This window comes from Pseudomonas sp. BIOMIG1BAC (assembly GCF_001705995.2).
Classification (GTDB): domain Bacteria; phylum Pseudomonadota; class Gammaproteobacteria; order Pseudomonadales; family Pseudomonadaceae; genus Aquipseudomonas; species Aquipseudomonas sessilinigenes.
Map to the genome: position 1 here is coordinate 1,135,777 of NZ_CP049045.1, position 25,516 is coordinate 1,161,292.

A 25,516-nucleotide genomic window follows, 5' to 3' on the forward strand; every position below is an offset into this window, starting at 1 on the left:
GGGGGAGGCCCACTTTTATCGTGGGCCTGGAGAATGGACTGCGCCCGTGGGCCGGGGTTCTCTTTTTGTACGAAAAGGCCGGCGCGGGCGCCCGTTGCCGGGCACCCTTGGCCTCAAGCGGACTTGGCGCGAGTGACCCGGTCCACCAGGTACACCAGCCCGTGGTAGTCGATCCCGCCATGCTGGCTGAGGCCGATTTCACAGGTGCGGCTGGTGGAGATGCCTTCGCTGCAGTACTGCACCGCGTCCTTGAGGCTGCGCAGCGAGTGGGCATTGAGCTCCGGGGTGGTGAAGCCCTTGTCGCCGGCGAAACCGCAGCAGTGGATGCCTTCGGGGATCACCACATTGTTGCTGCAACGCCGGGCCAGTTCGATCAGCGCCTGGCTTTCCCCCAGGTGCTGGGTGCTGCAGGTGACGTGCACGGCGATTGGCGCTTCCTGGGGGGTGAACTCCAGGCGATCCAGCAGGTGGGTGCGGATGAAGCGCACCGGGTCATAGAGGTCCAGGCGCACGTCGCCCAGGTCCTGCACCAGGCGCAGGGTGCAGGGGCTGGTATCGCAGTAGATGGGGTCGAGGCCGCCACGGCTGGCGTGGAGCAGGGCGCCGATCAGTTCCTGGCGCTTGTCCTCGGCCTGGGTCGCATACCCCTTGGAGGCGAACGGCTGGCCACAGCAGAGGTTGTCCAGGTTGTCCGGCAGCACCACCTGGTAGCCGGCTTTCTCCAGCAGGCCGCGGGTCTTCTCGTACAGCGAACCTTGCTCCTTGTCGCCCGCCGCCGGCCCCATCACCCGCGACACGCAGGCCGCCAGGTACACCACCTTTGGGCGTGAGTCCGGCACGGCCGGGCTGAAGCGAATGGCTTTCTCCGGCTGAGGCATGGCGTTGGTCCATTGTGGCACCCGCCCTTTGGACAGCCGGGTCAGGCCCGCCGACAGCTTGCCCAGGCGCGGTGCCCCCAGCAGCAGGCGTGCGCCATTGGCCACATGCAACGTAAAGCGAGCGCCTTGCAAGGTGCTGGCGAAGTGGGTGCTGAGCCAGTCGGCGGTGCCGTTATGAGTGGCGTGCTCGCTGCGCAGTTTCTTCACCAGCTCGCCAGTGTTGATGCCCACCGGGCAACGCTGGGCGCACAGGCCGGTGGCGGCGCAGGTGTCGACGCCCTGGTACTGGTAGGCCGCCTCCAGCTCCCTGGTATCGATGCCGGCACGCTTGCGGGCCTGGATATCACGCCAGATGACGATGCGCTGGCGTGGGCTCAGGGTCAGCCCTTTGGACGGGCACACCGGCTCGCAGAAGCCGCACTCGATGCACTTGTCCACAATCTCGTCGGCCGCCGGTAGCGGCTTGAGGTGCTTGAGGTGGATCTGCGGATCTTCGCTGAGCACTACGTCGGGGTTGAGAATACCGTTGGGGTCCAGCAGGCGCTTGAGCTGCCACATCAGCTGGTAGGCATCGCTGCCCCACTCCAGCTCGACGAAGGGCGCCATGTTGCGCCCGGTGCCGTGCTCGGCCTTGAGCGAACCACCGAACTCCACGGCCACCAGTTGCGCCACGTCGTCCATGAAGGCCTGGTAGCGCTCCACCTCCTCGGTGCTGTTAAAGCCCTGGGTGAAGACGAAATGCAGGTTGCCTTCCAGGGCATGACCGAACAGGATCGCCTCGTCGTAGCGGTGCTTGTCGAACAGCTCGATCAGGCGATTGACGCCGATGGCCAACTGTTCGACGGGGAAGGTTACGTCCTCGATGATCACTGTGGTGCCGGTCTTGCGCACTGCGCCGACGGCCGGGAAGGTGTCCTTGCGGATCGCCCAGAGCTTGGCGTTTTCCTGCGGGTCCTCGCTGAAATCCACCTGTTTTTCCACCGCGAAGGCGGCCAGGGAATCCATGATCTGCGCCAGTTGCTCATGCAGCAGTGACGAGGACGCGGCGCGGGACTCGATCAGCAGGGCGCAGGCGTTGGCCGAGATCTGCTGGACGAAGGCCGGCATGCCGGGCTTGTCCTGCACCGAGCGCAGGCTGCGGCGGTCCAGCAGCTCCACCGCCGACACTGGCTGGCTCTTGAGTACGGTCACCGCGTTGCAGCAGGTCTCCACATCGGGGAAGACGATCAGGGCCGAGGCCTTGTGCGGATGGTCGACCACGGTGTCGTAGGTCACCGCGCTGATGAAGCCCAGAGTGCCCTCGGAGCCCACCAGCAGGTGGCTGAGGATCTCCAGCGGCTCGTCGAAGTCCACCAGGGCATTGAGTGACAGGCCGGTGGTGTTCTTCAGCCGATACTTGTGGCGGATGCGGCTGGCCAACTCGCTGTTGGCGCGGGTGGCGCGGCCCAGTTCCGCCAGGCGTTGCAGCAGCGCAGCGTGGCTGTGGCGAAAGGCGGCGACGCTGGCGGCGTCCTCGGTGTCCAGGCGGGTGCCATCGGCCAGGACCACGCGGATGCCGGCCAGGGTGTGATAGCTGTTCTGGGCGGTGCCGCAGCACATGCCGCTGGCGTTGTTGGCGACGATGCCGCCGATCTTGCAGGCGTTGATCGAGGCCGGGTCGGGGCCGATCTTGCGTCCGAACGGCGCCAGCCAGGCGTTGGCCTGGGCGCCGATGACCCCGGGTTGCAGGCGGATCTGCGCGCCCTGGTCGCGGATCTCCCGGGCGTTCCAGTTATCCCCGAGGACAATCAGCACCGAATCGCTGATGGCCTGCCCGGAAAGACTGGTGCCGGCGGCGCGGAAGGTCACCGGTACCCGGTCGCGCTGGGCCAGTTGCAGCAGGGCGACCACTTCGTCCTCGGATTCGACGCGGATCACCAGCTTGGGGATCAGCCGGTAGAAGCTGGCGTCGGTGCCGAAGGCCAGGGTCGAGAGCGGGTCATCGAAGCGCCGTTCCTGGGGAATCAGGCGCTGGGCATCACGCAGAAAAGCGGCTGGCAGGCTCATTGGTCCTCCAGGATCAGCACCACCAGGTCTTTCGGGCCGTGGGCGCCGTAAGCCAGGACTTGCTCGATATCAGCGGTTTTCGACGGGCCGGACACCAGCAGCGCATTGGTCGGCATGCCGCAAGCCCAGTTCATCTGTTGCTGCACCTGGTAGAAGTTGTCGCGGATCTCGCTGGCCTTGAGCAGGGCGAAATGCACCGGTGGTACCAGGCTCATCAGTCGCGGTTCCTCGCGGGTTGGCCAGAGGATCAGGCTGCCGGTGGCGGCGATGGCGCCCAGGGTGCCGGTGAGGCTGGCTGGGGTGTCGTTGAACAGCTCGGCCTTCCATTCTTCCACCGGCCGATCGTAGGCCTTGAGTTCGGGCAGCTCGGGATGCGCCGCCCAGTGCTGCTGCACCTGCTGGCCATGGGCGGTACCCGGGGCGATCAGCAGGCTGGGCAGTTGGCGCTCCTTGAGCAGACGGGCGAGCAATTCGGGCCACTCGGCCGCGCGGCTCAGGTGGATCTCGGTGTGCACCGCTTCCATCTGTTTGCGCAACTGCGGGATGCGTTGCTCGGCGGTGTAGGTATAGGGCTCGGTGACCAGCGCCTCGTCGAAGTTATCCACAATGGGCGTGGTGCCGCTCAGGCTGTTACGCAGCTTGGCGAGGATGTTGTGCTTGGCGCTCATCAGCGATCTTCCTGCTTGGCCAGGTGCTCGCGGGCCAGGTCGTGCAGCGACCGGGCGGCGGGTTTTGGCGCACTGTGGTTCTGGGTCCAGGGGCCGACGTTGCTCGGGGCCAGCGCCCGCAACCGGGTGGCCGCCAGGGTGAACAGGCGATATAGGGTGGGCGAGCTGTTCAGCCGCGCCCAGGCGTTCCAGATGAAACGCTCCTTGCGCGAGAACTTGCTGCCCTGGCCACGCATCACCGGGTGCGGGCTGTCCGGGGCCTTGACGTTCTCTTCGCGCAGGCGCCGCAGCAACGCCGGGATTGGGATCTTCACCGGGCAGACTTCGCCGCAGGCACCGCACAGCGACGAAGCGCTGGGGTGATCCGGGACCTTGGCCAGGCCCACCATGTGCGGAGTGATGATCTTGCCGATCGGCCCCGGGTAGACCTCGCCATAGGTGTGGCCGCCGACCCTCGTGTACACCGGGCAGTGGTTCATGCAGGCGCCGCAGCGGATGCAGTTCAGGGTCTGGCGCAGTTCGCTGTCGGCAAACGCCTGGCTGCGGCCGTTGTCCAGCAGCACCAGGTGCACTTCCCGGGGGCCGTCGAGCTCATGCTCTTTGCGCGGGCCGGAGATCATGTTGACGTAGGTGGTGATCGGCTGGCCCAGGGCCGAGCGGGTCAGCAGCGACAACAACGGCACTACGTCGCGCAGGTTCTCGACCACTTTCTCGATCCCGGTGACAGCGATGTGCACCGGCGGCACGGTGGTGGACATGCGGCCGTTGCCTTCGTTTTCCACCAGCAGCAGGGTGCCGGTCTCGGCCACGGCGAAGTTGACGCCGGAGACGCCGATGTCGGCTTCGAAGAATTTCTGCCGCAGGACCCTGCGACCGATCTGGATGAGTTGGTCGACGTCCTTGGTGTACTCCACGCCAAGTTTGTCGTGGAACAAGGACGCGACCTGACCGGCATTCTTGTGGATCGCCGGCATAATGATGTGTGAAGGCTTCTCGTGGTCGAGCTGGACGATGAACTCGCCCATGTCCGACTCAAGGCATTCAATGCCTTGTTCAGCGAGGACATGGTTCATTTCCATTTCCTCGCTGACCATCGATTTGCCCTTGATCACTTGCCGTGCCTCGTGAGCACGGATGATCGAAAGAACGATGCCATTGGCCTCGTCCACCGTTTCCGCCCAGTGCACTGTCACACCGTTGCGGGTCAGGTTCTGTTCCAGGCGCTCGAGCAGGTCGGGCAGCTTGGACAACGCCCGGGCGCGAATCGCATTGCCCAGGGCGCGCAGGTGTTCGCGCTCAAAGGCATCGCTGAACGATGCCGCACGCTTGGCCATGAGTGAATCCATGGCGCTGCGAAAGTTGTTTCGCAGTTGCTGGTCGCCCAGGGCCTGGTGGGCCCGGGTGCGAAAATCGTCCGCCATCGTCGTGGTCGGAATCAGCTCGGGAGTGCTCATTGGGCACCTCCGGTACGCTGCCAGAGGAAGCTCGCCAGGTGCTGGCCGCGCAATGCCTCTCTTTGTTTCTCCAGGGCGCCGTTGATGTTCATCAAGCAGCCGCAGTCGGCACTGACCACCTGGTGCGCGCCGGAGTCCTTCAGTGCGCGGGTCTTGTCCGCGACCATGGCGCCAGAGATATCCGGCATTCGGACGCTGAAAGTCCCGCCAAAGCCACAGCATTCGCTTTCGTGGCTGTGTTCTACCCGTTCCACGTTGCCCAGTTGTGACAGCAGCTCACGCCCGTGCAGGTGGGTGTTCATTTCCCGGCGCGCCGAGCAGGAAGTGTGCAAGGCCACCTTGATCGGCTCACCGCTGTCCTTGAGTTGCACCTTGCACACATGCAGGAGGAACTCGGCCAGCTCGTAGGTGCGTGCGGCCAGGGCCTGCACCTGTGCCAGGGTCTGGGGCTCGTCCTTGAACAAGTCCGCGTAGTGCTCGCGAATCATCCCGGCGCAGGAGCCCGAGGGCACCACCACCGGATAATCCCCGGCGAACAGCGCCAGCTGCGCGCGTGCCACGGTGCGTGCCTGCTCGGTGTAACCGCTGGTGTAGGCCGGTTGTCCGCAGCAGCTTTGCCCCTGTGGGTATTCCACGCGAATGCCTTCGCGCTCCAGCAGGTGGATCGCATCCATCCCGGCTTCGGGATAGAACAGATCGACCACGCAAGTGCCGAACAGGTAAACCCGCGCCGGCTTGGCGCCAGGGTACTGCCGGGGCTCGGCCAAGGGTGGCGCGACACGGGTCGCATTGGGCACGGCGTTGTAGAAAAGCTCGCTCATCAGGCGTGTCTCCGGGTGGTCCCGGTTATTCGTCTGTCGCGGCGGCTGAAAGATAAACCAGCAAGCTTTCAGCAGCCTTGCAGACCGGGTGTGAATGACTGGCGCCGCGACTCCTTGCGGCGCCATCAGTATTGCCTAGTGCACCAGCATGCCGGTGAACCAGTAGGCCTGGGCCAGGGTGATCAGACCGACGATAGTGGCAAAGAACAGACTGTGCTTGAGGGTGAAGCGGAACAGATCGGACTCCTTGCCCACCAGGCCGGTGGCGGCGCAGGCCACGGCGATCGACTGCGGCGAGATCATCTTGCCGGTCACGCCACCGCTGGTGTTGGCCGCCACCAGCAGGGTGTCGTTGACCCCCAGTTGATGCGCGGTGGTGGCCTGCAGCGAACTGAACAGGGCGTTGGACGAAGTATCGGAACCGGTGAGGAATACCCCCAGCCAACCCAGGAACGGCGAGAAGAACGGGAAGGCCGCGCCGGTGGCCGCCAGGACCAGGGCCATGGTCGAAGACATGCCCGAATAGTTGGTGACGAAGGCGAAGGCCAGCACCATGCCGATGGACAGGATCGGCCAGCGCAGCTCGTAGAAGGTTTCCTTTAAAGTGGTCAGACCAGTTTTAAAGTCGATCTTCAGTACCAGCATGGACAGCAGTGCCGAGAAGAAGATCGCGGTGCCAGTGGCCGAGATCGGGTCGAACTTGAACACCGCAGGAATGGCTGTGGGCGTGGTGACGATCGGCGCCACCTTGATCACCAGCTGATCCAGGTGCGGGATGGCGAAGTTGAACACCCAGGCGTACATCGCGCCGCCGGCGGCGAACATCGCCTTGAACGGCTTGAGGGTCCAGAGGGTGACCAGCACGGTGAGGATCAGGAAGGGCGACCAGGCCTTGAAGATCTGGCCCAGGCTGTAGGGCGAGGCCAGGGTCCTGCGTGGCTGGCCGAAGCCGCCGGCGCTGGCGGTGATGGCGATGTCGGCGCTGACTCCGGGAATGCGTGCACCGGCGCTGCGCTTGGGCTGCCAGATCTTCAGGAACAGCGTCAGGGCGATCAGGCTGGCCAGGGCCGAGGTGATGTCCGGCAGCTCCGGGCCGATGAAGTTCGAGGTGAAGTATTGGGTCACGGCGAAGCTCAGACCGGCCACCAGTGCCGCTGGCCAGGTCTCCCTGACGCCGCGCAGGCCGTCCATCATGAACACCAGCCAGAACGGCACGAACAGCGACAGCAGGGGCAGTTGGCGGCCGGTCATGGCGCCGATCTTGAAGGCGTCGATACCGGTCACCTGGCCGGCGACGATGATCGGGATGCCCAGGGCGCCGAAGGCCACTGGCGCGGTGTTGGCGATCAGGCACAGGCCCGCGGCGTACAGCGGGTTGAAGCCCAGGCCCACCAGCAGGGCGGCAGTGATCGCCACGGGGGCGCCGAAGCCTGCCGCGCCTTCGAGGAAGGCGCCGAAGCAGAAGCCGATCAGCAGTACCTGCAGGCGCTGGTCGTCGGTGATCGACAGCACCGAGCTGCGGATGATTTCGAACTGGCCGCTCTTCACGGTCAGCTTGTAGAGGAATACGGCGGCGACGATGATCCAGGCGATGGGCCATAGACCGTAGGCAAATCCATAGCCAGCGGCAGCGAAGGCCATGTCGGCGGGCATCTGGAAGGCGAAGATCGCCACCAGGATCGACAAGGCGAGGGTGATGCTCCCGGCGACATGTCCCTTGAGGCGGAACACGGCCAGAGCCAGGAAGAAGAACACGATCGGGATGACGGCAGCGAGAGCGGACAGGCCGAGGCTGCCAAGCGGGCTATAGAGCTGTTGCCAGGTTTGCATAGTGGGGTGGCCCCTAATTGTTGTTGGTCAGGCACTGCTAGCGTCTTGGTTAATTGGTAAGACCAATTTACAATCGCTGTTGGCTAGGGTAAAAGCCCGATGCTCGGTGTGTCAATTTGCCGCCCTAAAACTTTTGTAGCAGGCCGTTAGGGCGACTCATCTGTTCGCTGGAAATGGCAGTGTTCTGCTAGGTGTGGGCAGGGCCTGAATAGGCCAGAATAGAGCCCCCCGACGATGGGTCGGAGGGTGGGGAGTGAGTGATGGGGTTTGACCAGATACGCCAGCGCCGTTTGTCCGACGATATTGTCGAGCGCCTGGAAGCGATGATTCTCGAGGGCACCTTGAAGGCGGGCGAGCGCTTGCCGGCCGAGCGAGCCCTGGCCGAGCAGTTTGGGGTTTCACGGCCATCGCTGCGTGAAGCGATCCAGAAGCTGACCGCCAAGGGGTTGCTGATCAGCCGCCAGGGCGGCGGCAATTATGTGGTGGAAGGCCTGGGCTCGACCTTCAGCGACCCACTGCTGCATCTTCTGGAAAACAATCCCGAGGCCCAGCGCGATCTATTGGAGTTCCGCCACACCCTCGAAGCGTCCTGCGCCTATTACGCGGCGTTGCGGGCGACCCCGGTGGATCGCGAGCGTCTGACCCAGGCCTTCGAAGAACTGCAGGATTGCTATGCCCATGCCAATGACGACAGCCGCAGCGAGGAGGGGGCGGCGGATGCGCGGTTCCACCTGGCGATTGCCGAGGCCAGCCATAACGCGGTGCTGTTGCACACCATTCGCGGGCTGTTCGATCTGCTCAAGCGCAACGTGGTGACCAATATCGGTGGCATGTACAAGCAGCGCACGGAAACCCGCGAGATGCTGATCAGCCAGCACCGTGACCTGTACCTGGCGATTATCGAGGGGCGTGCGGAGGAGGCGCGTGAGGTCTCCAGCCGGCACATTCTCTATGTGCAGGAGGTGCTTGAGGAAGTGCGTCAGGAAGTACAGCGAGTGGCCCGGGCCGAACGGCGCAAGGGCATCTGATGCAAATCGCCGGTACTGCGGTTTCTGCAGCGATGGCGCAGAAACCGCAGTACCGGCGATGACGGCTTCAGGGCAGGACGGTCAGTCTTCCTTGCCCTTGGTCCGCACGGCGCGCTGCAATTCCCGGTCGGAATCGCGCTCGCGCTCGGTGTGCCGCTTGTCATATTCCTTCTTGCCCTTGCCCAGTGCGATCTCGCACTTGACCAGGTGCTTGCTCCAGTAGAGCGAAAGGCAGACGCAGGCATAACCCTTCTGCTGCACTGCGGCGAACAGCTTTTCCAGCTCGCGCTGGTTGAGCAGCAGCTTGCGCGTGCGCGTCGGGTCGGCGATGACGTGGGTGCTGGCGGTGGTCAGCGGGGTGAAATGGCTGCCGAACAGCCAGGCCTCGCCATCCTTGAGCAGCACGTAACTGTCCACCAGTTGCGCCTTGCCCGCCCGCAGACTCTTTACTTCCCAGCCGGCCAGGACCAGTCCAGCCTCGAACCTGTGTTCGATGAAGTAATCGTGACGCGCCTTTTTATTCTGCGCGATGGTCCCTGTTGGGTGTTTCTTCTGTTTAGCCATAGGGGCGGCATTATAGGGAGTTGCGCGGCCGCCCGCTACGGTGATGCAGCGTGCTTGAGCAGGTTGATCGAATCCCGGACAATGCGCGCTCTTTTTTTTCGGTTGGGCGTGTTAACGATGTCGACAGACAGGGTCTCTGTCCATGGCGGTTGGGCAAGCCGCTGGGTCTTTATACTCGCTGCAACTGGTTCGGCCGTGGGCCTGGGGAGCATCTGGAAATTCCCCTATATGGTCGGCGTCTATGGTGGCGGTGCTTTTGTCCTGGTGTTCCTGGCGTGTATCGCGCTGATCGGCTTGCCGGTGATGTTGGCCGAGACATTGATCGGGCGACGGGCTCGGCAGAGTCCGGCGAATGCGCTGAAAGTCCTGGCCCAAGAGGCCGGGCATTCGGCTAAGTGGTCCTGGGGCGCTTTTGCCGGAATGATCACGGCCTTGTTGATCCTTTCCTTCTATAGCGTGGTGGGTGGTTGGTCGCTGGACTACATCATCGACATGGGGCGTGGGGATTTCAGCGGCGTCACGGCGGAGCAGGTAGGGGCCTACTTCGCTTCCGTGACCGCCGACCCTTGGCGCCTGACGCTCTGGCACACGTTGTTCATGCTGCTGTCGGCGCTGGTGATTGCCAAGGGCGTGGTCGCCGGGCTCGAGCGTAGCCTGCGGATCATGATGCCGCTGCTGTTCGTGATGCTGCTGGTGCTGCTGGGCTACAGCATGACCACCGGGCACTTCATGCAGGGTTTGCACTTCATGTTCGACTTCAGCCTGGAGCGGCTGCTGGATGGCCTGTTGCCTGCCATGGGCCATGCCTTCTTTTCCCTCAGTGTGGGGGTTGGCTCGATCATGATCTACGGCGCCTACATGCCCAAGCATTCGTCCCTGGCCGGAACGGTGGTTGGCGTGGCGCTGCTGGACACCTTTGTCTCGTTGTTGGCCGGGATGGCGCTGTTCCCCATCGTCTTCGCCGCGGGACTGAATCCCAGTGAAGGGCCGGGGCTGATGTTCATCAGCCTGCCATTCGCCTTTGGAAATGTGGCGTTCGGCCAGCTCATGGGCGTAGTGTTCTTTATCCTGGTGGCCATTGCTGCATGGAGTTCAGCCATTTCCCTGCTGGAGCCCATGGTGGCTTATCTTGTGGAGAAGACTAAAATCCGCCGCGCCTGGGTGACGTTCTGGTTGGCGTTCAGTTGCTGGTTCGTGGGATTGGGAACAGTGTTTTCCTTCAACATCTGGCAACAGGCCAAGTTTTTCGTGAACGATGGCGGCGCTTTCCACCTCTACCAATGGGGGGCGGCCGGCGGCCTGGACTTCTTCGGCGTGATCGACTTCTTCACCTCGCGGATCATGTTGCCCCTAGGCGGTTTGTGCTTCGTGGTATTTGCAGGTTGGGTGATGGGCCGTGAGGCAGTGCGTGATGAGTTGTCGCTGCGCAGTCCCTTGTTGTTCGCCCTGGCCTTGTTTTTGATGCGCTATGTGGCGCCCGTCGGCATTCTTGTGGTGTTTGCCGCCCAGTTGTGGAAATGAAGCTCACATGACGACCCATATTCAACGTTCGGCCCTTTTGCCTTATCCGGCGCAGTTTCTTTATGACCTGGTCAACGATGTGGCCCGGTATCCGGAGTTTCTCCCTTGGTGCTCTTCGTCCACGGTGCTGGAGAGCAGCTCCGAGCATATGCGCGCCAGCCTGGAGGTGGCCAAGGGAGGGTTGAGCCAGCATTTCGTCACGCGTAATGCTCTGGTGCCGGGGCAGTCCATCGAGATGAATCTGGAGGAGGGGCCGTTCAATCAGTTGCACGGTCTGTGGGTATTCAAGCCGCTGGGCGAGAAGGCCTGCAAGATCAGCCTGGACCTGTCGTTCGACTACGCTGGGCCGCTGGTGCGCGCTACCCTGGGGCCGCTGTTCAATCAGGCGGCGAATACCCTGGTGGATGCATTCTGCCAGCGCGCCAAGCAATTGCATGGCTGAGGCGATGATGCGGATCGAAGTGGTGCATGCCGCGCTCGATCGCCAGTTGCTGGTCGAGGTGCAGGTGCCTGAGGGTACGACCTTGCGAGGGGCATTATTGGCTTCTGCCTTGGGCGAGCATTTTCCCGGTTTGGACCTGATGGCTTGCCCGGTCGGGATCTTCGGTCGGCAGGTCAACGACCCTGAACGGCACGTGCTCCAGGCAGGGGATCGGATCGAGGTCTATCGTCCGCTGCTGGCGGACCCCAAGGAAGTGCGCCGGATGCGGGCGGCCAAGGCTGCCGAGGCACGTAAGCGCGAAGAGCCGTGACCGGTTTCGCCAAGCAATAAAAAAGCCCGGGTAGATCCGGGCTTTTTTGTGGGCTGCAGTTTTACTGCGGCGAGGTGTCCAGCGGCTCGGGTGTAGGTACGGGAACGGTCTCGACACCGTCCACATCCTTCTGGATCTGATCCAGCAGGGAGCCTGGCTTGACCGGTTTCTCGGCCTTGGGCTTCTCGGCGTTTTCGGGGGTGGTAACGGTGTTGCCGCTTTCCTTGCCCAGCAGGGCTTCGTCGCGGCTTACGCCCGGCATGAAATCGCCAGCGAGGCTGACCAGCTGATCGTTATTGTTGAAGATCAGGCTGACGCGTTCCTGTTGGCGCTCGCCGCCGCCAGGTTGCAGGCTATAGAGATAATCCCAGCGATCGGCATGGAACGTGTCGGTCAGCAGAGGGTTGCCCATGATAAACCGTACTTGCCGTCGGGTCATTCCAGGGCGCAACTGGTCTATCATGTCCTGCGTCACGACATTGCCCTGCTGGATGTCGATTTTGTAAACCCCGGGGAATGAACAACCGGCGAGTGCGAGCAGTCCCACGAAGGTGAAACTGGTTAGCAAGAGCTTGGTGTTTTGCATCGGTGGGCGACTTCCACTATCTTGGCTGGGACAACGTAAACCCCGATCATACCCGCATTAAGAGAAGCTGCGAAGCAGCATCGGCGAGAAAGCTGACCATGGTTGAAAATAGCGAACTACGTAAAGCCGGCCTTAAAGTGACTCTGCCACGGGTCAAAATTCTACAAATGCTCGACTCCACCGAGCAGCGGCACATGAGCGCTGAAGATGTCTACAAGGCGCTGATGGAGGCTGGTGAAGATGTCGGGTTGGCCACGGTCTACCGTGTACTGACTCAATTCGAAGCCGCCGGACTGGTGGTGCGCCATAACTTCGATGGCGGTCATGCTGTATTCGAGCTGGCTGACGGCGGCCACCACGACCATATGGTCAACGTGGAGTCTGGTGAAGTGATCGAGTTCTTCGACGAGGAAATCGAAAAGCTTCAGAAGGCGATTGTCGAAAAGCACGGTTTTGAATTGGTGGATCACAATCTTGTGCTGTACGTGCGCAAGAAGAAGTAAGCCCTTACGCGACCTTCATGGTCGTGAAACGATCGAAGGCGACCCTAGGGTCGCCTTCGTGTTTTCTGGAGCTTTCTATATATAGGAGAGGTCCAGGTATCAGGCTTTGGTGGTTACCACCATTTTCCTGGCGTGAGCCAGGGATTCCTTGGTCAGGTCGATGCCTCCCAGCATCCGGGCAATTTCCTCGACCCTCTCGTTCTTGTGCAGCTTGGATACAGCGGTGTGGGTCGCGTCGCTGCCACGTACCTTGTGTACGAACAGGTGCTGGTGTCCTTGGGCTGCCACTTGTGGCAAGTGGGTAACGGTCAGTACTTGGCCGCGCTCGCCAAGGCGGCGCAAGAGCTGGCCGACGATCTCGGCGGTCGGGCCACCGATCCCTACGTCAACTTCGTCGAACACCAGGGTTGGAACCCGCGATGTCTGGGCGGTAATGACCTGGATCGCCAGGCTGATGCGTGACAGCTCGCCACCCGAGGCTACCTTGGCCAAGGCCTTGAGTGGTTGTCCGGGGTTGGCGCTGACCAGTAGCTCGACCTGCTCCAGGCCATGGGGTAGCAGTTCGTCGCTGGTGTTGGGGCGCAGTTCAATGGTGAAGCGCCCCCCGGGCATGCCCAGGCGCTGGATTTCCAGCTCCACCGCACTGGCTAGCCCGGTTGCGGCCTGTTGGCGCAGCTGGCTTAGTTCCAGGGCTTTTTCGTGGTAGTGGCGAGCGAAGGACTGCAGCTCTTCGCCCAGGCGCTCGATGGATTCGTCGTTGGCATCCAGGGTCTCTATTTCCTCGAGCAGGGTTTGCTGCATCGCGGCTAACTCGAAAGGCTGGATGCGGTGCTTGCGGGCAAGGGTGTAGATGGCGTCGAGGCGCTCCTCCAGCTGTTGCAGGCGTGCTGGGTCGGCATCGAAGTTGTCGACGAAACGGTTCAGTTCGCCCACGGCCTCTTCAACCTGGATCTGTGCGCTTGCCAGCAGGTTGGTGGCCTCCGCGAGGGAGCCTGAAGAACTACCGATACTGGAAAGGCGGTTGAGGCTGACGGTCAGGGCGTTGAGGACATTGCCGGAATCACTCTCGCTGCATTGTTCTACCACTTGTCGGCAGATACCCAGCAGGCTTTCGGCATTGGTCAGGTTCTTGTGTTCCTGCTCCAGGTCCTCAAGTTCGCTCTCGCCGAGGCCAAGGTTTTCCAGTTCTTCCAGTTGATAGCTGAGCAGTTGGTGGCGAGCTCGCTGTTCGTCCCCGGAGTTGGATAGCCGTTCCAGTTCCTGGCGGGTTTGGCGCCAGCGCTGTGCGGCGAGCTGCACCTGGCGGGCCAGGTCGGTGGCGCCGGCGTATTCGTCCAGGAGGCGGCGGTGGGTATCGGTCTTGAGCAGGGATTGATGCTCATGCTGGCTATGGATGTCGATGAGGAGCTCGCCCAGTGCCTTGAGATCGCCAAGCGGGCAGGGGGTGCCATTGATATAGCCACGGGAGCGACCTTCGGCAGTGATCACCCGGCGCAGGATGCAGGGGCCGTCGCTGTCCAGGTCTCGCTCCGCCAGCCAGGTGCGGGCCTCGGGGATGTCCGCAAGGTCGAAGGTGGCAAGGATATCGGCCTTGTCTGCCCCGGGTCGTACCACGCCGCTGTCGGCGCGATCACCCAGGGTCAGGCCGAGTGCGTCGAGCATGATCGACTTGCCGGCACCGGTCTCGCCTGTGATGACGCTCATCCCGCGGTCCAGCTCGAGGTCCAGGTGTTCGACGATGGCGTAATTGTGTACGGACAGGTGCACCAGCATTAAGGCCGCTCCCAAACTAGATGTCTGGTTATTTATACAGTGTTTTGTTTCGGGCTGACAATGCCTTCCTTTAGCTCGATTCGCTTGATGGATGGGGCTGGTTAGTGCGTTCGGGAATGTGAGCGTGGGCTGTTCGTCAGGGGCGGGCGACTTTTACCCGGGGCTTGGGCTTGAACCCTGAAAATACGTCCCCATATAGCTGGGCAGAAGAGTGGGCTTGGCCCGCAGACGATATTGAAAGGAGAGTTTCATGGCTGACGAACAGACCCTGGATACGCAAAACCCTGACACCAACCAGGCCCCCGAGGCGTCGGGTGAAGATCTGGCGGCACGTGTACAAGTGCTCGAAGAGCAACTGGCTACTGCGCAGGACCAGGCTTTGCGTGTTGCGGCTGATCTGCAGAACGTCCGCCGCCGCGCCGAGCAGGATGTGGAAAAGGCTCACAAGTTCGCCCTGGAGAAGTTTGCGGGCGACCTGTTGCCGGTCATCGACAGCCTGGAGCGGGGGCTGGAGTTGTCCAATCCGGATGACGAGAGCATCCGTCCGATGCGTGAAGGCATCGAGCTGACCCTGAAGATGTTCCACGACACCCTCAAGCGCTATCAGTTGGAAGCGATCGACCCGCACGGCGAGCCTTTCAATGCCGAGCAGCATCAGGCCATGGCCATGCAGGAAAGCGCGGACGTCGAGCCCAACAGTGTTCTGAAGGTGTTCCAGAAGGGTTACCAGCTCAATGGTCGCCTGCTGCGCCCGGCCATGGTCGTGGTCAGCAAGGCCCCGGCACCGGTTTCGCCTTCGATTGACGAGAAGGCTTGAAATCGGCTGTAGAGCCCCCATTTATCAGTCAAGCGTTTAAGTGCTACCGCAGTTTGCCAAGACAGCTGCGGCATCCAAATCCAAAGTTTCGGGAGAGTTAACATGGGCAAGATTATCGGTATCGACTTGGGGACCACCAACTCGTGCGTCTCCATTCTTGAAAACGGCAACGTAAAAGTTATCGAAAACGCCGAAGGCGCGCGTACCACGCCGTCGATCATCGCGTACGCCAACGATGGCGAGATCCTGGTAGGTCAGTCGGCCAAGCGCCAGGCTGTGACCAACCCGCACAACACCCTGTACGCGGTAAAGCGTCTGATCGGTCGTCGCTTCGACGAAGAAGTTGTGCAGAAAGACATCCAGATGGTCCCTTACAAGATCGTCAAGGCTGACAACAGCGACGCCTGGGTTGAAGTGAACGGCCAGAAAATGGCTCCGCCACAGATTTCGGCTGAAATCCTCAAGAAAATGAAGAAGACCGCCGAAGACTACCTCGGCGAGGCCGTGACCGAAGCGGTCATCACCGTTCCGGCCTACTTCAACGACAGCCAGCGCCAGGCGACCAAAGACGCCGGCCGCATCGCGGGCCTGGACGTGAAACGTATCATCAACGAACCAACCGCAGCCGCTCTGGCCTACGGCATGGACAAGGCCAAGGGCGACCACACCGTGATCGTCTACGACCTGGGCGGTGGTACTTTCGACGTTTCCGTGATCGAGATCGCTGAAGTCGACGGCGAGCACCAGTTCGAAGTGCTGGCCACCAACGGTGACACCTTCCTGGGTGGTGAAGACTTCGACATCCGCCTGATCGACTACCTGGTAGACGAGTTCAAGAAAGAAAGCGGCATGAACCTCAAGGGTGACCCGCTGGCCATGCAGCGCCTGAAGGAAGCTGCCGAGAAGGCCAAGATCGAGCTGTCCTCGAGCCAGCAGACCGACGTCAACCTGCCGTACATCACTGCAGATGCCACCGGTCCTAAGCACCTGAACGTGAAGATCTCCCGCGCCAAGCTGGAGTCGCTGGTCGAAGACCTGGTTCAGCGCACCATCGAGCCATGCCGTATCGCCCTGAAAGACGCCGGTATCGATGTGGGTTCGATCAACGACGTGATCCTGGTCGGCGGTCAGACCCGTATGCCGCTGGTGCAGAAAGCCGTGACCGATTTCTTCGGCAAGGAAGCTCGCAAGGACGTCAACCCTGACGAAGCCGTTGCCATGGGTGCTGCCATCCAGGGCGCTGTACTGGCCGGTGACGTGAAGGACGTACTGCTGCTGGACGTCAGCCCGCTGACCCTGGGTATCGAAACCATGGGTGGCGTGATGACTGCGCTGATCGAGAAAAACACCACCATCCCGACCAAGAAGTCGCAGGTGTTCTCGACTGCCGATGACAACCAGGGCGCCGTGACCATCCACGTGCTGCAGGGCGAGCGCAAGCAAGCCGCGCAGAACAAGTCGCTGGGCAAGTTCGACCTGGCCGACATTCCACCTGCTCCACGTGGCGTGCCGCAGATCGAAGTGACCTTCGACATCGACGCCAACGGCATCCTGCACGTAGGTGCGAAGGACAAGGCGACCGGCAAGACCCAGTCGATCGTGATCAAGGCCAACTCTGGCCTGTCGGATGAAGAAATCCAGCAGATGATCCGTGACGCTGAAGCCAACTCGGAAGAAGACCGCAAGTTCGAAGAGCTGGCCACTGCCCGTAACCAGGGTGATGCGCTGGTGCACTCGACTCGCAAGATGGTGGCTGATGCCGGTGACAAGGTGACCGCTGAAGAGAAGACTGCTATCGAAGCTGCCGTGGTTGCCCTGGAAGCCGCCGTCAAGGGCGACGACAAGGCTGCCATCGAAGCCAAGGTCGAAGAGCTGTCCAAGGTCTCCGCTCCGGTTGCCCAGAAGATGTACGCCGAACAGGCCCAGCCTGCAGAAGGCGCGGCACCGAACGCCGAGTCCGCTCAAAAAGCCGACGACGTGGTCGATGCCGAGTTCGAAGAAGTAAAAGATCACAAGTAATGTCTTGTTGGTCGGCCGGTTGACTGCCTTTGGGCGGTGACTGGTAGGATGTCGCCGCGCGGGAGCTTGCTCCCGCGTTGGCGTGTCTGGAGTCAGTGAATTTTCAACGGCATGCAGCTCCGTTTGCGTGCTGGCGGTCGGCTCGGAGAAGCTCCTGCTTTCCGGCTGCGATGACCGCAATCGTCGACCTGCAATCGGGTCGGCTTCCAAGACCAGGATCGTTGAATTGACGTGAGTTGGGTCCGGGCCTGTATTGGGGCTCAGCGAGTTTGGCGGAGCTCAGGAGGGGTTTGCCGGACGTCCTTAAGAGTGCAAAGACTTATGGCAAAGCGTGACTATTACGAAGTGTTGGGTGTGGAGCGAGGCTCCAGCGAGGCGGAGCTGAAGAAGGCTTACCGCCGCCTGGCGATGAAGCACCACCCAGACCGTAATCCCGGCGACAAAGCGTCGGAAGATCTGTTCAAAGAGGCCAACGAGGCCTACGAAGTACTGTCCGATTCCAGCAAACGCGCTGCCTACGACCAGTATGGTCATGCTGGCGTGGATCCGAGCATGGGTGGCGGCGGTGCCGGTTTCGGTGGGCAGAATTTCTCCGATATCTTCGGTGATGTGTTCAGCGACTTCTTCGGTGGTGGTCGTGGCGGCTCCCGTGGCGGCGCCCAGCGCGGCAGCGACCTGCGCTACACCCTGGAGTTGAACCTGGAAGAGGCGGTGCGCGGTACTACGGTCAATATCCGTGTGCCGACGCTGGTCAACTGCAAGCCATGTGATGGCTCGGGGGCCAAGAAGGGCTCGTCTCCAGTTACTTGCCCTACCTGTGGTGGTATCGGTCAGGTGCGCATGCAGCAGGGCTTCTTCTCGGTGCAGCAGACCTGCCCGCGTTGCCATGGCCAGGGCAAGATCATTTCCGATCCTTGCGATTCGTGCCACGGCGAAGGCCGTGTCGAAGAGTACAAGACCTTGTCGGTGAAAGTGCCGGCTGGTGTCGATACCGGCGACCGTATCCGCCTGTCGGGTGAGGGTGAGGCTGGGACCCAGGGTGGCCCGACTGGTGACCTGTACGTGGTGATCAATGTGCGTGAGCACGCGATCTTCCAGCGTGATGGCAAGCATCTGTTCTGTGAAGTGCCGATCAGCTTTGCCGATGCGGCGCTGGGCGGTGAGCTGGAAATCCCGACCCTGGATGGCCGGGTCAAGTTGAAGATCCCCGAGGGCACCCAGACGGGCAAGCAGTTCCGGGTACGTGGCAAGGGTGTTGCGCCGGTGCGTGGCGGTGGCGCGGGCGACCTGATGTGCCGTGTGGCGGTAGAGACTCCGGTTAACCTGAGTCGTCGCCAGCGCGAGCTGCTGGAAGAGCTGCGTGGGTCGCTGGAAGGCGACAATTCGCATTCGCCCAAGACCGCAGGCTGGTTCGAGGGCGTCAAGCGCTTCTTCGGCGACCTGTAAGGAGTAATGCATGCGACGTATAGCTGTGATGGGCGCCGCTGGGCGCATGGGCAAGACTCTGGTCGAGGCTGTGCAGTTGCGCTCGCCGCTCTCTGGCCTGACTGCGGCCATCGTGCGTCCGGGCAGTTCCCTGGTGGGGGCGGATGCTGGTGAGCTGGCGTCCTTGGGGCGCCTTGGCGTGCCAATGTCCGACAGCCTGGAGAAGGTGGTCGATGAGTTCGACGTGCTGATCGACTTCACCCTGCCTGAAGTGATGCTCAAGAACCTGGCTTTCTGCCGCAAGGCCGGCAAGGCCATGGTGATTGGCACTACGGGGTTGGGGGTCAAGGAAAAGCAGTTGCTGGTGGAGGCGGGCAAGGATATTCCGATCGTCTTCGCGGCCAACTTCAGTGTCGGGGTGAACCTGTCGTTGAAGCTGCTGGATATGGCGGCCCGGGTGTTGGGCGATGATGCGGACATCGAGATCATCGAGGCTCATCACCGTCACAAGATCGATGCGCCGTCGGGTACTGCCCTGCGCATGGGTGAAGTGATCGCCAGTGCCCTGGGGCGCGATCTGCAGCAGGTCGCGGTGTACGGTCGTGAAGGTCACACCGGGGCTCGCGAGCGTGAAACCATCGGTTTTGCCACGGTCCGTGGTGGTGATGTGGTGGGTGATCACACCGTGTTGTTCGCCACTGAGGGCGAGCGCCTGGAGATTACGCACAAGGCCTCCAGTCGCATGACCTTCGCCAAGGGGGCGGTTCGCGCAGCCTTGTGGCTGGATGGTCGTGAGCCTGGTCTTTACGATATGCAGGACGTTTTGGACCTGCGTTGAGATGTCTCTGGGGCGGGGCTGGGGTTTGTGCTTCAGTCCTGTCTTCGGCCGCTAAGCGATCTCCTGTCGCATTCCCCTGCCTTTAAGGCTCATTAGCGGTGGACCGAAAAAGCCTTTTTCTGTAAGCTACAGCTTTAGTGTGTCCACTAAAAGCGCGCAGATAATTCGATGAAGAAGCGGGGTGACGTGTCTATACGTCATTCCGCTTTTTTGCAACCTGCGATCGCCCCTTCAGGCTCTATATACGGGAGGTCTCTTGACTAAGCCAGCCATACTCGCCCTTGCTGATGGCAGCATTTTTCGCGGCGAAGCCATTGGAGCCGACGGTCAAACCGTTGGTGAGGTGGTGTTTAACACCGCAATGACCGGCTATCAGGAAATCCTTACCGATCCTTCCTACGCCCAGCAAATCGTTACCCTGACCTACCCTCACATCGGCAACACTGGCACCACGCCGGAAGATGCCGAGTCCGATCGCGTCTGGTCGGCCGGCCTGGTCATTCGCGACCTGCCCCTGGTCGCTAGCAACTGGCGTAACACCCTGTCCCTGTCCGATTACCTGAAAGCCAACAATGTGGTGGCGATCGCGGGTATCGATACCCGTCGCCTGACCCGGATCCTGCGCGAGAAAGGCGCTCAGGACGGCTGCATCATGGCGGGTGACAACATCTCCGAAGAGGCAGCCATCGCCGCTGCTCGCGGTTTCCCTGGCCTGAAGGGCATGGACCTGGCGAAAGTCGTCAGCACCAAGCAAAGCTACGAATGGCGCTCGACTGTCTGGGACCTGAAGACCGACAGCCACGCCACCATCGAGGCCTCCGAATTGCCTTACCACGTGGTCGCCTATGACTACGGGGTCAAGCTGAACATCCTGCGCATGCTGGTAGAGCGCGGTTGCCGCGTCACCGTGGTGCCTGCCCAGACGCCGGCGAGCGAAGTCCTGGCGCTCAAGCCTGATGGCGTGTTCCTGTCCAACGGCCCTGGTGACCCCGAGCCTTGCGACTACGCGATCAAGGCGATCAAGGAAGTCCTTGAAACCGAGATCCCGGTGTTCGGTATCTGCCTGGGCCACCAGTTGCTGGCCCTGGCCTCCGGCGCCAAGACCGTGAAGATGGGCCATGGCCACCACGGCGCCAACCATCCTGTTCAGGACCTGGACACCGGTGTGGTCATGATCACCAGCCAGAACCATGGCTTTGCGGTGGATGAAACCTCCCTGCCGGGTAACGTCCGGGCGATCCACAAGTCGCTGTTCGACGGCACCTTGCAAGGTATCGAGCGTACCGATAAGAGCGCGTTCAGCTTCCAGGGCCACCCAGAGGCCAGCCCAGGCCCGAACGATGTCGCGCCGCTGTTCGACCGCTTCATCAACGAAATGGCCAAGCGACGCTAAGCGTTCGCCTTGAAAGTGTAGCGAGTAGCGCCTGAGGGCGGCCCCGGCGAGTCCGGTGGAGTCCCCTTAGGCGCCTCAGAGATTGTTCAAGACGGCTTGCCGACTGACCTGCGGATTTGAGTGACAACCATGCCAAAACGTACAGACATTAAAAGCATCCTGATTCTCGGCGCTGGCCCGATCGTGATCGGCCAGGCCTGCGAATTCGACTACTCCGGCGCCCAGGCCTGCAAGGCCCTGCGCGAGGAAGGTTTTCGCGTCATCCTGGTGAACTCCAACCCGGCCACCATCATGACCGACCCGGCCATGGCCGACGCCACCTACATCGAGCCAATCAAGTGGCAGTCGGTGGCCAAGATCATCGAGAAAGAGCGCCCGGACGCGGTGCTGCCGACCATGGGCGGCCAGACTGCACTGAACTGCGCCCTGGACCTGGAGCGCCACGGCGTTCTGGAGAAGTTCGGCGTGGAGATGATCGGTGCCAACGCCGACACCATCGACAAGGCCGAAGACCGTTCGCGCTTCGACAAGGCCATGAAAGACATCGGCCTGGAGTGCCCGCGCTCCGGTATCGCCCACAGCATGGAAGAGGCCAACGCGGTGCTCGAGAAGCTTGGCTTCCCTTGCATCATTCGCCCGTCCTTCACCATGGGTGGCACTGGCGGTGGTATCGCCTACAACCGTGAAGAATTCGAAGAGATCTGCACCCGCGGCCTGGACCTGTCGCCGACCAAAGAGCTGCTGATCGACGAATCGCTGATCGGCTGGAAGGAATACGAGATGGAGGTGGTCCGCGACAAGAAGGACAACTGCATCATCGTCTGCTCGATCGAGAACTTCGACCCGATGGGCGTGCACACCGGTGACTCCATCACCGTTGCACCGGCGCAGACCCTGACCGACAAGGAATACCAGATCATGCGCAACGCCTCGCTGGCGGTGCTGCGTGAAATCGGTGTGGAAACCGGTGGTTCCAACGTGCAGTTCGGTATCTGCCCGGACACTGGCCGCATGGTCGTGATCGAGATGAACCCTCGCGTTTCGCGCTCCTCAGCCCTGGCCTCGAAAGCTACCGGCTTCCCGATCGCCAAGATCGCCGCCAAGCTGGCCATCGGTTACACCCTCGACGAGTTGCAGAACGACATCACTGGCGGCCGTACCCCGGCGTCGTTCGAGCCATCGATCGACTACGTCGTCACCAAGCTGCCACGCTTCGCCTTCGAGAAATTCCCGAAAGCCGACGCCCGCCTGACCACCCAGATGAAATCCGTCGGTGAAGTCATGGCCATTGGCCGTACCTTCCAGGAATCCCTGCAGAAAGCCCTGCGCGGCCTGGAAGTCGGCGCCTGCGGCCTCGACCCGAAAGTCGACCTGGCCAGCCCTGAGGCTGCCGGCATCCTGAAGCGCGAGCTGACCGTGCCGGGCGCCGAGCGTATCTGGTACGTGGCCGACGCCATGCGTTCGGGCATGAGCTGTGAAGAAATCTTCGCGCTGACCGGTATCGACATGTGGTTCCTGGTGCAGATGGAAGATCTGATCAAGGAAGAAGAGAAGGTCAAGACCCTGGCCCTTTCGGCGATCGACAAGGACTACATGCTGCGCCTCAAGCGCAAGGGCTTCTCCGACCAGCGTCTGGCCAAGCTGCTGGGTATCACCGACAAGAACCTGCGCCGTCACCGTCACAAGCTGGAAGTGTTCCCGGTGTACAAGCGCGTCGACACCTGCGCCGCCGAGTTCGCCACCGACACCGCCTACCTCTACTCGACCTATGAGGAAGAGTGCGAGGCCAATCCGTCGACCCGTGACAAGATCATGATCCTCGGCGGTGGCCCTAACCGTATCGGCCAGGGCATCGAGTTCGACTACTGCTGCGTGCACGCGGCGCTGGCCCTGCGTGAAGACGGTTACGAGACCATCATGGTCAACTGCAACCCGGAAACCGTCTCCACCGACTACGACACCTCCGACCGCCTGTACTTCGAGCCGCTGACCCTGGAAGACGTGCTGGAAGTCTGCCGAGTCGAGAAGCCGAAGGGCGTCATCGTTCACTACGGCGGCCAAACCCCGTTGAAACTGGCCCGCGCCCTGGAAGAAGCCGGCGTGCCGATCATCGGTACCAGCCCTGACGCTATCGACCGCGCCGAAGACCGCGAGCGCTTCCAGCAGATGGTTCAGCGCCTGAACCTGCTGCAGCCGCCAAACGCCACCGTGCGTAGCGAAGACGAAGCCATCAAGGCCGCCGGTGGTATCGGCTACCCGCTGGTGGTGCGCCCGTCCTATGTATTGGGTGGCCGCGCCATGGAGATCGTCTACGAGCTGGACGAGCTCAAGCGCTACCTTCGTGAAGCGGTACAGGTGTCCAACGACAGCCCGGTACTGCTCGACCACTTCCTCAACTGCGCCATCGAGATGGACGTGGATGCGGTGTGCGACGGCACCGACGTGGTCATCGGTGCCATCATGCAGCACATCGAACAGGCCGGTGTTCACTCCGGTGACTCCGCTTGCTCGCTGCCACCTTACTCGTTGAGCAAGGAAGTGCAGGACGAAGTCCGCGTACAGGTCAAGAAAATGGCCTTGGAACTGGGCGTGGTTGGCTTGATGAACGTGCAGCTGGCCCTGCAGGGCGACAAGATCTACGTGATCGAAGTCAACCCGCGCGCTTCGCGTACCGTGCCGTTCGTTTCCAAATGCATCGGCACCTCGCTGGCCATGATCGCTGCCCGCGTCATGGCCGGCAAAACCCTGAAAGAGCTGGGCTTCACCCAGGAAATCATCCCGAACTTCTACAGCGTCAAGGAAGCCGTCTTCCCGTTCGCCAAGTTCCCAGGTGTCGACCCGATCCTCGGCCCAGAGATGAAGTCCACGGGTGAAGTGATGGGCGTCGGTGATAGCTTCGGCGAGGCATTCGCCAAGGCCCAGATGGGCGCCAGCGAAGTGCTCCCGACCGGCGGTACCGCGTTCATCAGTGTCCGTGATGACGACAAACCCCTGGTTGCCGGCGTGGCCCGTGATCTGATCCACTTGGGCTTCGAAGTGGTGGCTACCGCGGGCACTGCCAAGGTGATCGAGGCCGCTGGCCTGAAAGTGCGCCGCGTGAACAAGGTGACTGAAGGTCGCCCGCATGTGGTCGATATGATCAAGAACGACGAAGTCACCTTGATCATCAATACCACTGAAGGTCGCCAGTCGATTGCTGACTCCTACTCCATTCGTCGTAACGCCTTGCAGCACAAGATCTACTGCACCACTACGATTGCTGCTGGCGAAGCTATCTGTGAAGCGCTGAAGTTCGGCCCTGAAAAAACCGTTCGGCGCTTGCAGGATCTACACGCAGGATTGAATGCATGAATAAATACCCAATGACCGTCCAGGGCGCTCGCGCCCTGGAAGAAGAGCATGCTCACTTGACCAAGGTCGTGCGTCCGAAGCTCAGCCAGGACATCGGCACGGCCCGAGAACTGGGCGACTTGAAGGAAAATGCCGAATACCATGCCGCGCGCGAGCAGCAAGGCATGGTCGAGGCTCGGATCCGTGATATCGAAGGCCGCCTGCAGAACTCGGTGGTTATCGATGTCACCACCATTGCTCATACTGGCAAGGTTATCTTTGGCACTACGGTCGAGATCGCCAACGTCGAAACAGACGAGAGCGTGACCTATCAGATCGTTGGTGAGGACGAGGCTGACATCAAGCTCGGCAAGATCTCCGTTGCCTCTCCGATCGCCCGTGCCTTGATTGCCAAGGAAGAGGGTGATGTGGTGGTCGTCAAAACGCCAGGCGGCGTTATCGAGTACGAGATTGTCGAAGTCCGTCACATCTGAAAGAAGGCGCCCGCTGCATGCGGGCGCCATGCTTTGGCAGCTGACCCAGATGTTGTGGGTCGGCGGCTTATGGTTATTGCATCTCGGGTTGCTGCCTGCCTTGGGGCAAATCGGTCTGGCACCGTTGCTGATCGATGAGATCTCGACGCTACTAAGTGCATTGCTGGTGGCTTTCGCCGCCGTTTGTGTCGCTCTCCAGGTTCTGGTCTTGATCCAGTCCGAGGGGTTGCAGAGCGTGTGGCGGGATATTCGGGGGCAACTGCTGTTGATGGCGATGTATGCGTGTGCAATGTATTTCACTGTGCACAAGTTATTGCCGGAAGCTCAGCGCTGGCAGTTGTTCAGCTACTTGGTCCTGGGATTCTCCGGCCTGTTGCTGGTCTTGCAGCCAGTGCCAGGGTGGGGTGGAAGGGTGCGCCAGGCACACCCTTGACCTGGATCGACGTCAATTGAAACGATGGACGTTCGAGAGTTGCTTGTTTACCTTGGCGTTCTTGCGGTAGATCAACGCCATCTTGCCGATGACTTGTACCAGATCCGCCTTGCCGGTCTTGCACAGTTCGGCGATGGCTTCCAGGCGCGACTCGCGCTCAAGGATATTGAGCTTGATCTTGATCAGCTCGTGATCGCTCAAGGCGCGTTCAAGTTCGGCTAGTACACCTTCGGTCAAACCATTGTCAGCCACAGTCAATACTGGTTTCAGATGGTGGCCAATGGATTTGTACTGTTTCTTCTGCTCTTGAGTGAGCGGCATAATCTGACCCCTGCGTCTGATC

At 61.5% G+C, this 25,516-nt stretch carries 22 protein-coding genes; 13 read left to right on the top strand and 9 right to left on the bottom strand.

Features of this window, described 5'->3' with window-relative positions; genetic code table 11:
- Nucleotides 1–113: 113 nt before the first annotated feature.
- From ATY02_RS05165 to ATY02_RS05185, 5 genes are all read right to left on the bottom strand, one after another.
- On the bottom strand, nucleotides 114–2,924 hold the full coding sequence (locus ATY02_RS05165) for an FAD-binding and (Fe-S)-binding domain-containing protein (protein ID WP_068577746.1): 2,811 nt from the start codon (nucleotides 2,922–2,924) through the stop codon (nucleotides 114–116).
- Nucleotides 2,921–3,592 carry a LutC/YkgG family protein gene (locus tag ATY02_RS05170; RefSeq protein WP_068577748.1) on the bottom strand — a complete coding sequence of 224 codons (672 nt, stop codon included), beginning with the start codon at nucleotides 3,590–3,592 and terminating at the stop codon, nucleotides 2,921–2,923. The genes ATY02_RS05165 and ATY02_RS05170 overlap by 4 nt, the downstream gene beginning before the upstream one ends.
- Complete coding sequence (locus tag ATY02_RS05175; RefSeq protein ID WP_068577750.1) at nucleotides 3,592–5,046, bottom strand: LutB/LldF family L-lactate oxidation iron-sulfur protein; 1,455 nt, start codon at nucleotides 5,044–5,046, stop codon at nucleotides 3,592–3,594. The genes ATY02_RS05170 and ATY02_RS05175 overlap by 1 nt, the downstream gene beginning before the upstream one ends.
- The gene (locus ATY02_RS05180) at nucleotides 5,043–5,867 is read right to left on the bottom strand and encodes a (Fe-S)-binding protein (protein ID WP_068577753.1); all 825 of its coding nucleotides are present in this window, start codon (nucleotides 5,865–5,867) and stop codon (nucleotides 5,043–5,045) included. Before ATY02_RS05180 ends, ATY02_RS05175 begins: the two co-directional genes overlap by 4 nt.
- A gap of 135 nt (nucleotides 5,868–6,002) precedes the next feature.
- Nucleotides 6,003–7,697, bottom strand: a complete 1,695-nt coding sequence (locus tag ATY02_RS05185; protein ID WP_068577755.1) for a lactate permease LctP family transporter — start codon at nucleotides 7,695–7,697, stop codon at nucleotides 6,003–6,005.
- A gap of 260 nt (nucleotides 7,698–7,957) precedes the next feature.
- Between ATY02_RS05185 and ATY02_RS05190 the strand changes: the two genes are divergently transcribed.
- Nucleotides 7,958–8,725: a GntR family transcriptional regulator gene (locus ATY02_RS05190; protein WP_068577757.1), complete on the top strand. Its 768-nt coding sequence runs from the start codon at nucleotides 7,958–7,960 to the stop codon at nucleotides 8,723–8,725.
- Between the two features lie 81 nt (nucleotides 8,726–8,806).
- Here ATY02_RS05190 and smpB read toward each other — a convergent pair whose 3' ends face one another.
- Nucleotides 8,807–9,289 (bottom strand): SsrA-binding protein SmpB, encoded by a 483-nt coding sequence (gene smpB, locus ATY02_RS05195; protein ID WP_022642145.1) that lies wholly within the window; start codon nucleotides 9,287–9,289, stop codon nucleotides 8,807–8,809.
- 117 nt (nucleotides 9,290–9,406) lie between these two features.
- On the opposite strand from smpB, the gene ATY02_RS05200 reads away from it, so the two are divergent.
- Genes ATY02_RS05200 through ATY02_RS05210 form a run of 3 tightly spaced genes read left to right on the top strand, consistent with a single transcriptional unit; the run spans nucleotide 9,407 to nucleotide 11,562 of the window.
- On the top strand, nucleotides 9,407–10,810 hold the full coding sequence (locus ATY02_RS05200) for a sodium-dependent transporter (protein ID WP_068577759.1): 1,404 nt from the start codon (nucleotides 9,407–9,409) through the stop codon (nucleotides 10,808–10,810).
- A 7-nt stretch (nucleotides 10,811–10,817) separates the two neighbouring features.
- Nucleotides 10,818–11,252 (top strand): type II toxin-antitoxin system RatA family toxin, encoded by a 435-nt coding sequence (locus ATY02_RS05205; RefSeq protein WP_068577761.1) that lies wholly within the window; start codon nucleotides 10,818–10,820, stop codon nucleotides 11,250–11,252.
- Nucleotides 11,245–11,562, top strand: a complete 318-nt coding sequence (locus ATY02_RS05210) for an RnfH family protein (protein WP_068577763.1) — start codon at nucleotides 11,245–11,247, stop codon at nucleotides 11,560–11,562. Before ATY02_RS05205 ends, ATY02_RS05210 begins: the two co-directional genes overlap by 8 nt.
- Nucleotides 11,563–11,623: 61 nt before the next feature.
- Here the strand turns inward: ATY02_RS05210 and ATY02_RS05215 are convergent, their stop codons facing one another.
- Nucleotides 11,624–12,148 (bottom strand): outer membrane protein assembly factor BamE, encoded by a 525-nt coding sequence (locus ATY02_RS05215; RefSeq protein ID WP_068577765.1) that lies wholly within the window; start codon nucleotides 12,146–12,148, stop codon nucleotides 11,624–11,626.
- A 98-nt stretch (nucleotides 12,149–12,246) separates the two neighbouring features.
- On the opposite strand from ATY02_RS05215, the gene fur reads away from it, so the two are divergent.
- Nucleotides 12,247–12,651 (top strand): ferric iron uptake transcriptional regulator, encoded by a 405-nt coding sequence (gene fur / locus ATY02_RS05220; RefSeq protein ID WP_011059185.1) that lies wholly within the window; start codon nucleotides 12,247–12,249, stop codon nucleotides 12,649–12,651.
- A gap of 99 nt (nucleotides 12,652–12,750) precedes the next feature.
- On the opposite strand, the gene recN is transcribed toward fur, so the two are convergent.
- Nucleotides 12,751–14,424 carry a DNA repair protein RecN gene (gene recN / locus ATY02_RS05225; protein ID WP_068577769.1) on the bottom strand — a complete coding sequence of 558 codons (1,674 nt, stop codon included), beginning with the start codon at nucleotides 14,422–14,424 and terminating at the stop codon, nucleotides 12,751–12,753.
- A gap of 250 nt (nucleotides 14,425–14,674) precedes the next feature.
- On the opposite strand from recN, the gene grpE reads away from it, so the two are divergent.
- The 8 genes from grpE to ATY02_RS05265 all read left to right on the top strand — a co-directional run bounded on the left by grpE (nucleotide 14,675) and on the right by ATY02_RS05265 (nucleotide 25,173).
- Complete coding sequence (gene grpE / locus ATY02_RS05230; RefSeq protein ID WP_068577771.1) at nucleotides 14,675–15,241, top strand: nucleotide exchange factor GrpE; 567 nt, start codon at nucleotides 14,675–14,677, stop codon at nucleotides 15,239–15,241.
- Nucleotides 15,242–15,343: 102 nt separating this feature from the next.
- Nucleotides 15,344–17,260 carry a molecular chaperone DnaK gene (gene dnaK, locus ATY02_RS05235; RefSeq protein ID WP_068577772.1) on the top strand — a complete coding sequence of 639 codons (1,917 nt, stop codon included), beginning with the start codon at nucleotides 15,344–15,346 and terminating at the stop codon, nucleotides 17,258–17,260.
- Nucleotides 17,261–17,581: 321 nt separating this feature from the next.
- Nucleotides 17,582–18,706 (top strand): molecular chaperone DnaJ, encoded by a 1,125-nt coding sequence (gene dnaJ, locus ATY02_RS05240; protein WP_068577773.1) that lies wholly within the window; start codon nucleotides 17,582–17,584, stop codon nucleotides 18,704–18,706.
- Between the two features lie 10 nt (nucleotides 18,707–18,716).
- Nucleotides 18,717–19,523 carry a 4-hydroxy-tetrahydrodipicolinate reductase gene (gene dapB, locus ATY02_RS05245; protein WP_068577774.1) on the top strand — a complete coding sequence of 269 codons (807 nt, stop codon included), beginning with the start codon at nucleotides 18,717–18,719 and terminating at the stop codon, nucleotides 19,521–19,523.
- Nucleotides 19,524–19,779: 256 nt separating this feature from the next.
- Nucleotides 19,780–20,916, top strand: a complete 1,137-nt coding sequence (gene carA, locus ATY02_RS05250) for a glutamine-hydrolyzing carbamoyl-phosphate synthase small subunit (RefSeq protein ID WP_068577776.1) — start codon at nucleotides 19,780–19,782, stop codon at nucleotides 20,914–20,916.
- A 129-nt stretch (nucleotides 20,917–21,045) separates the two neighbouring features.
- On the top strand, nucleotides 21,046–24,267 hold the full coding sequence (gene carB / locus ATY02_RS05255; protein WP_068577778.1) for a carbamoyl-phosphate synthase large subunit: 3,222 nt from the start codon (nucleotides 21,046–21,048) through the stop codon (nucleotides 24,265–24,267).
- Nucleotides 24,264–24,740 carry a transcription elongation factor GreA gene (gene greA / locus ATY02_RS05260; protein WP_068577785.1) on the top strand — a complete coding sequence of 159 codons (477 nt, stop codon included), beginning with the start codon at nucleotides 24,264–24,266 and terminating at the stop codon, nucleotides 24,738–24,740. The genes carB and greA overlap by 4 nt, the downstream gene beginning before the upstream one ends.
- Before the next feature lie 28 nt (nucleotides 24,741–24,768).
- Nucleotides 24,769–25,173, top strand: coding sequence for an MFS transporter (locus ATY02_RS05265; protein WP_068577787.1), 405 nt, complete (start codon nucleotides 24,769–24,771; stop codon nucleotides 25,171–25,173).
- Between the two features lie 12 nt (nucleotides 25,174–25,185).
- On the opposite strand, the gene ATY02_RS05270 is transcribed toward ATY02_RS05265, so the two are convergent.
- Nucleotides 25,186–25,494, bottom strand: coding sequence for a YhbY family RNA-binding protein (locus ATY02_RS05270; RefSeq protein WP_068577789.1), 309 nt, complete (start codon nucleotides 25,492–25,494; stop codon nucleotides 25,186–25,188).
- Between the last annotated feature and the right edge of the window lie 22 nt (nucleotides 25,495–25,516).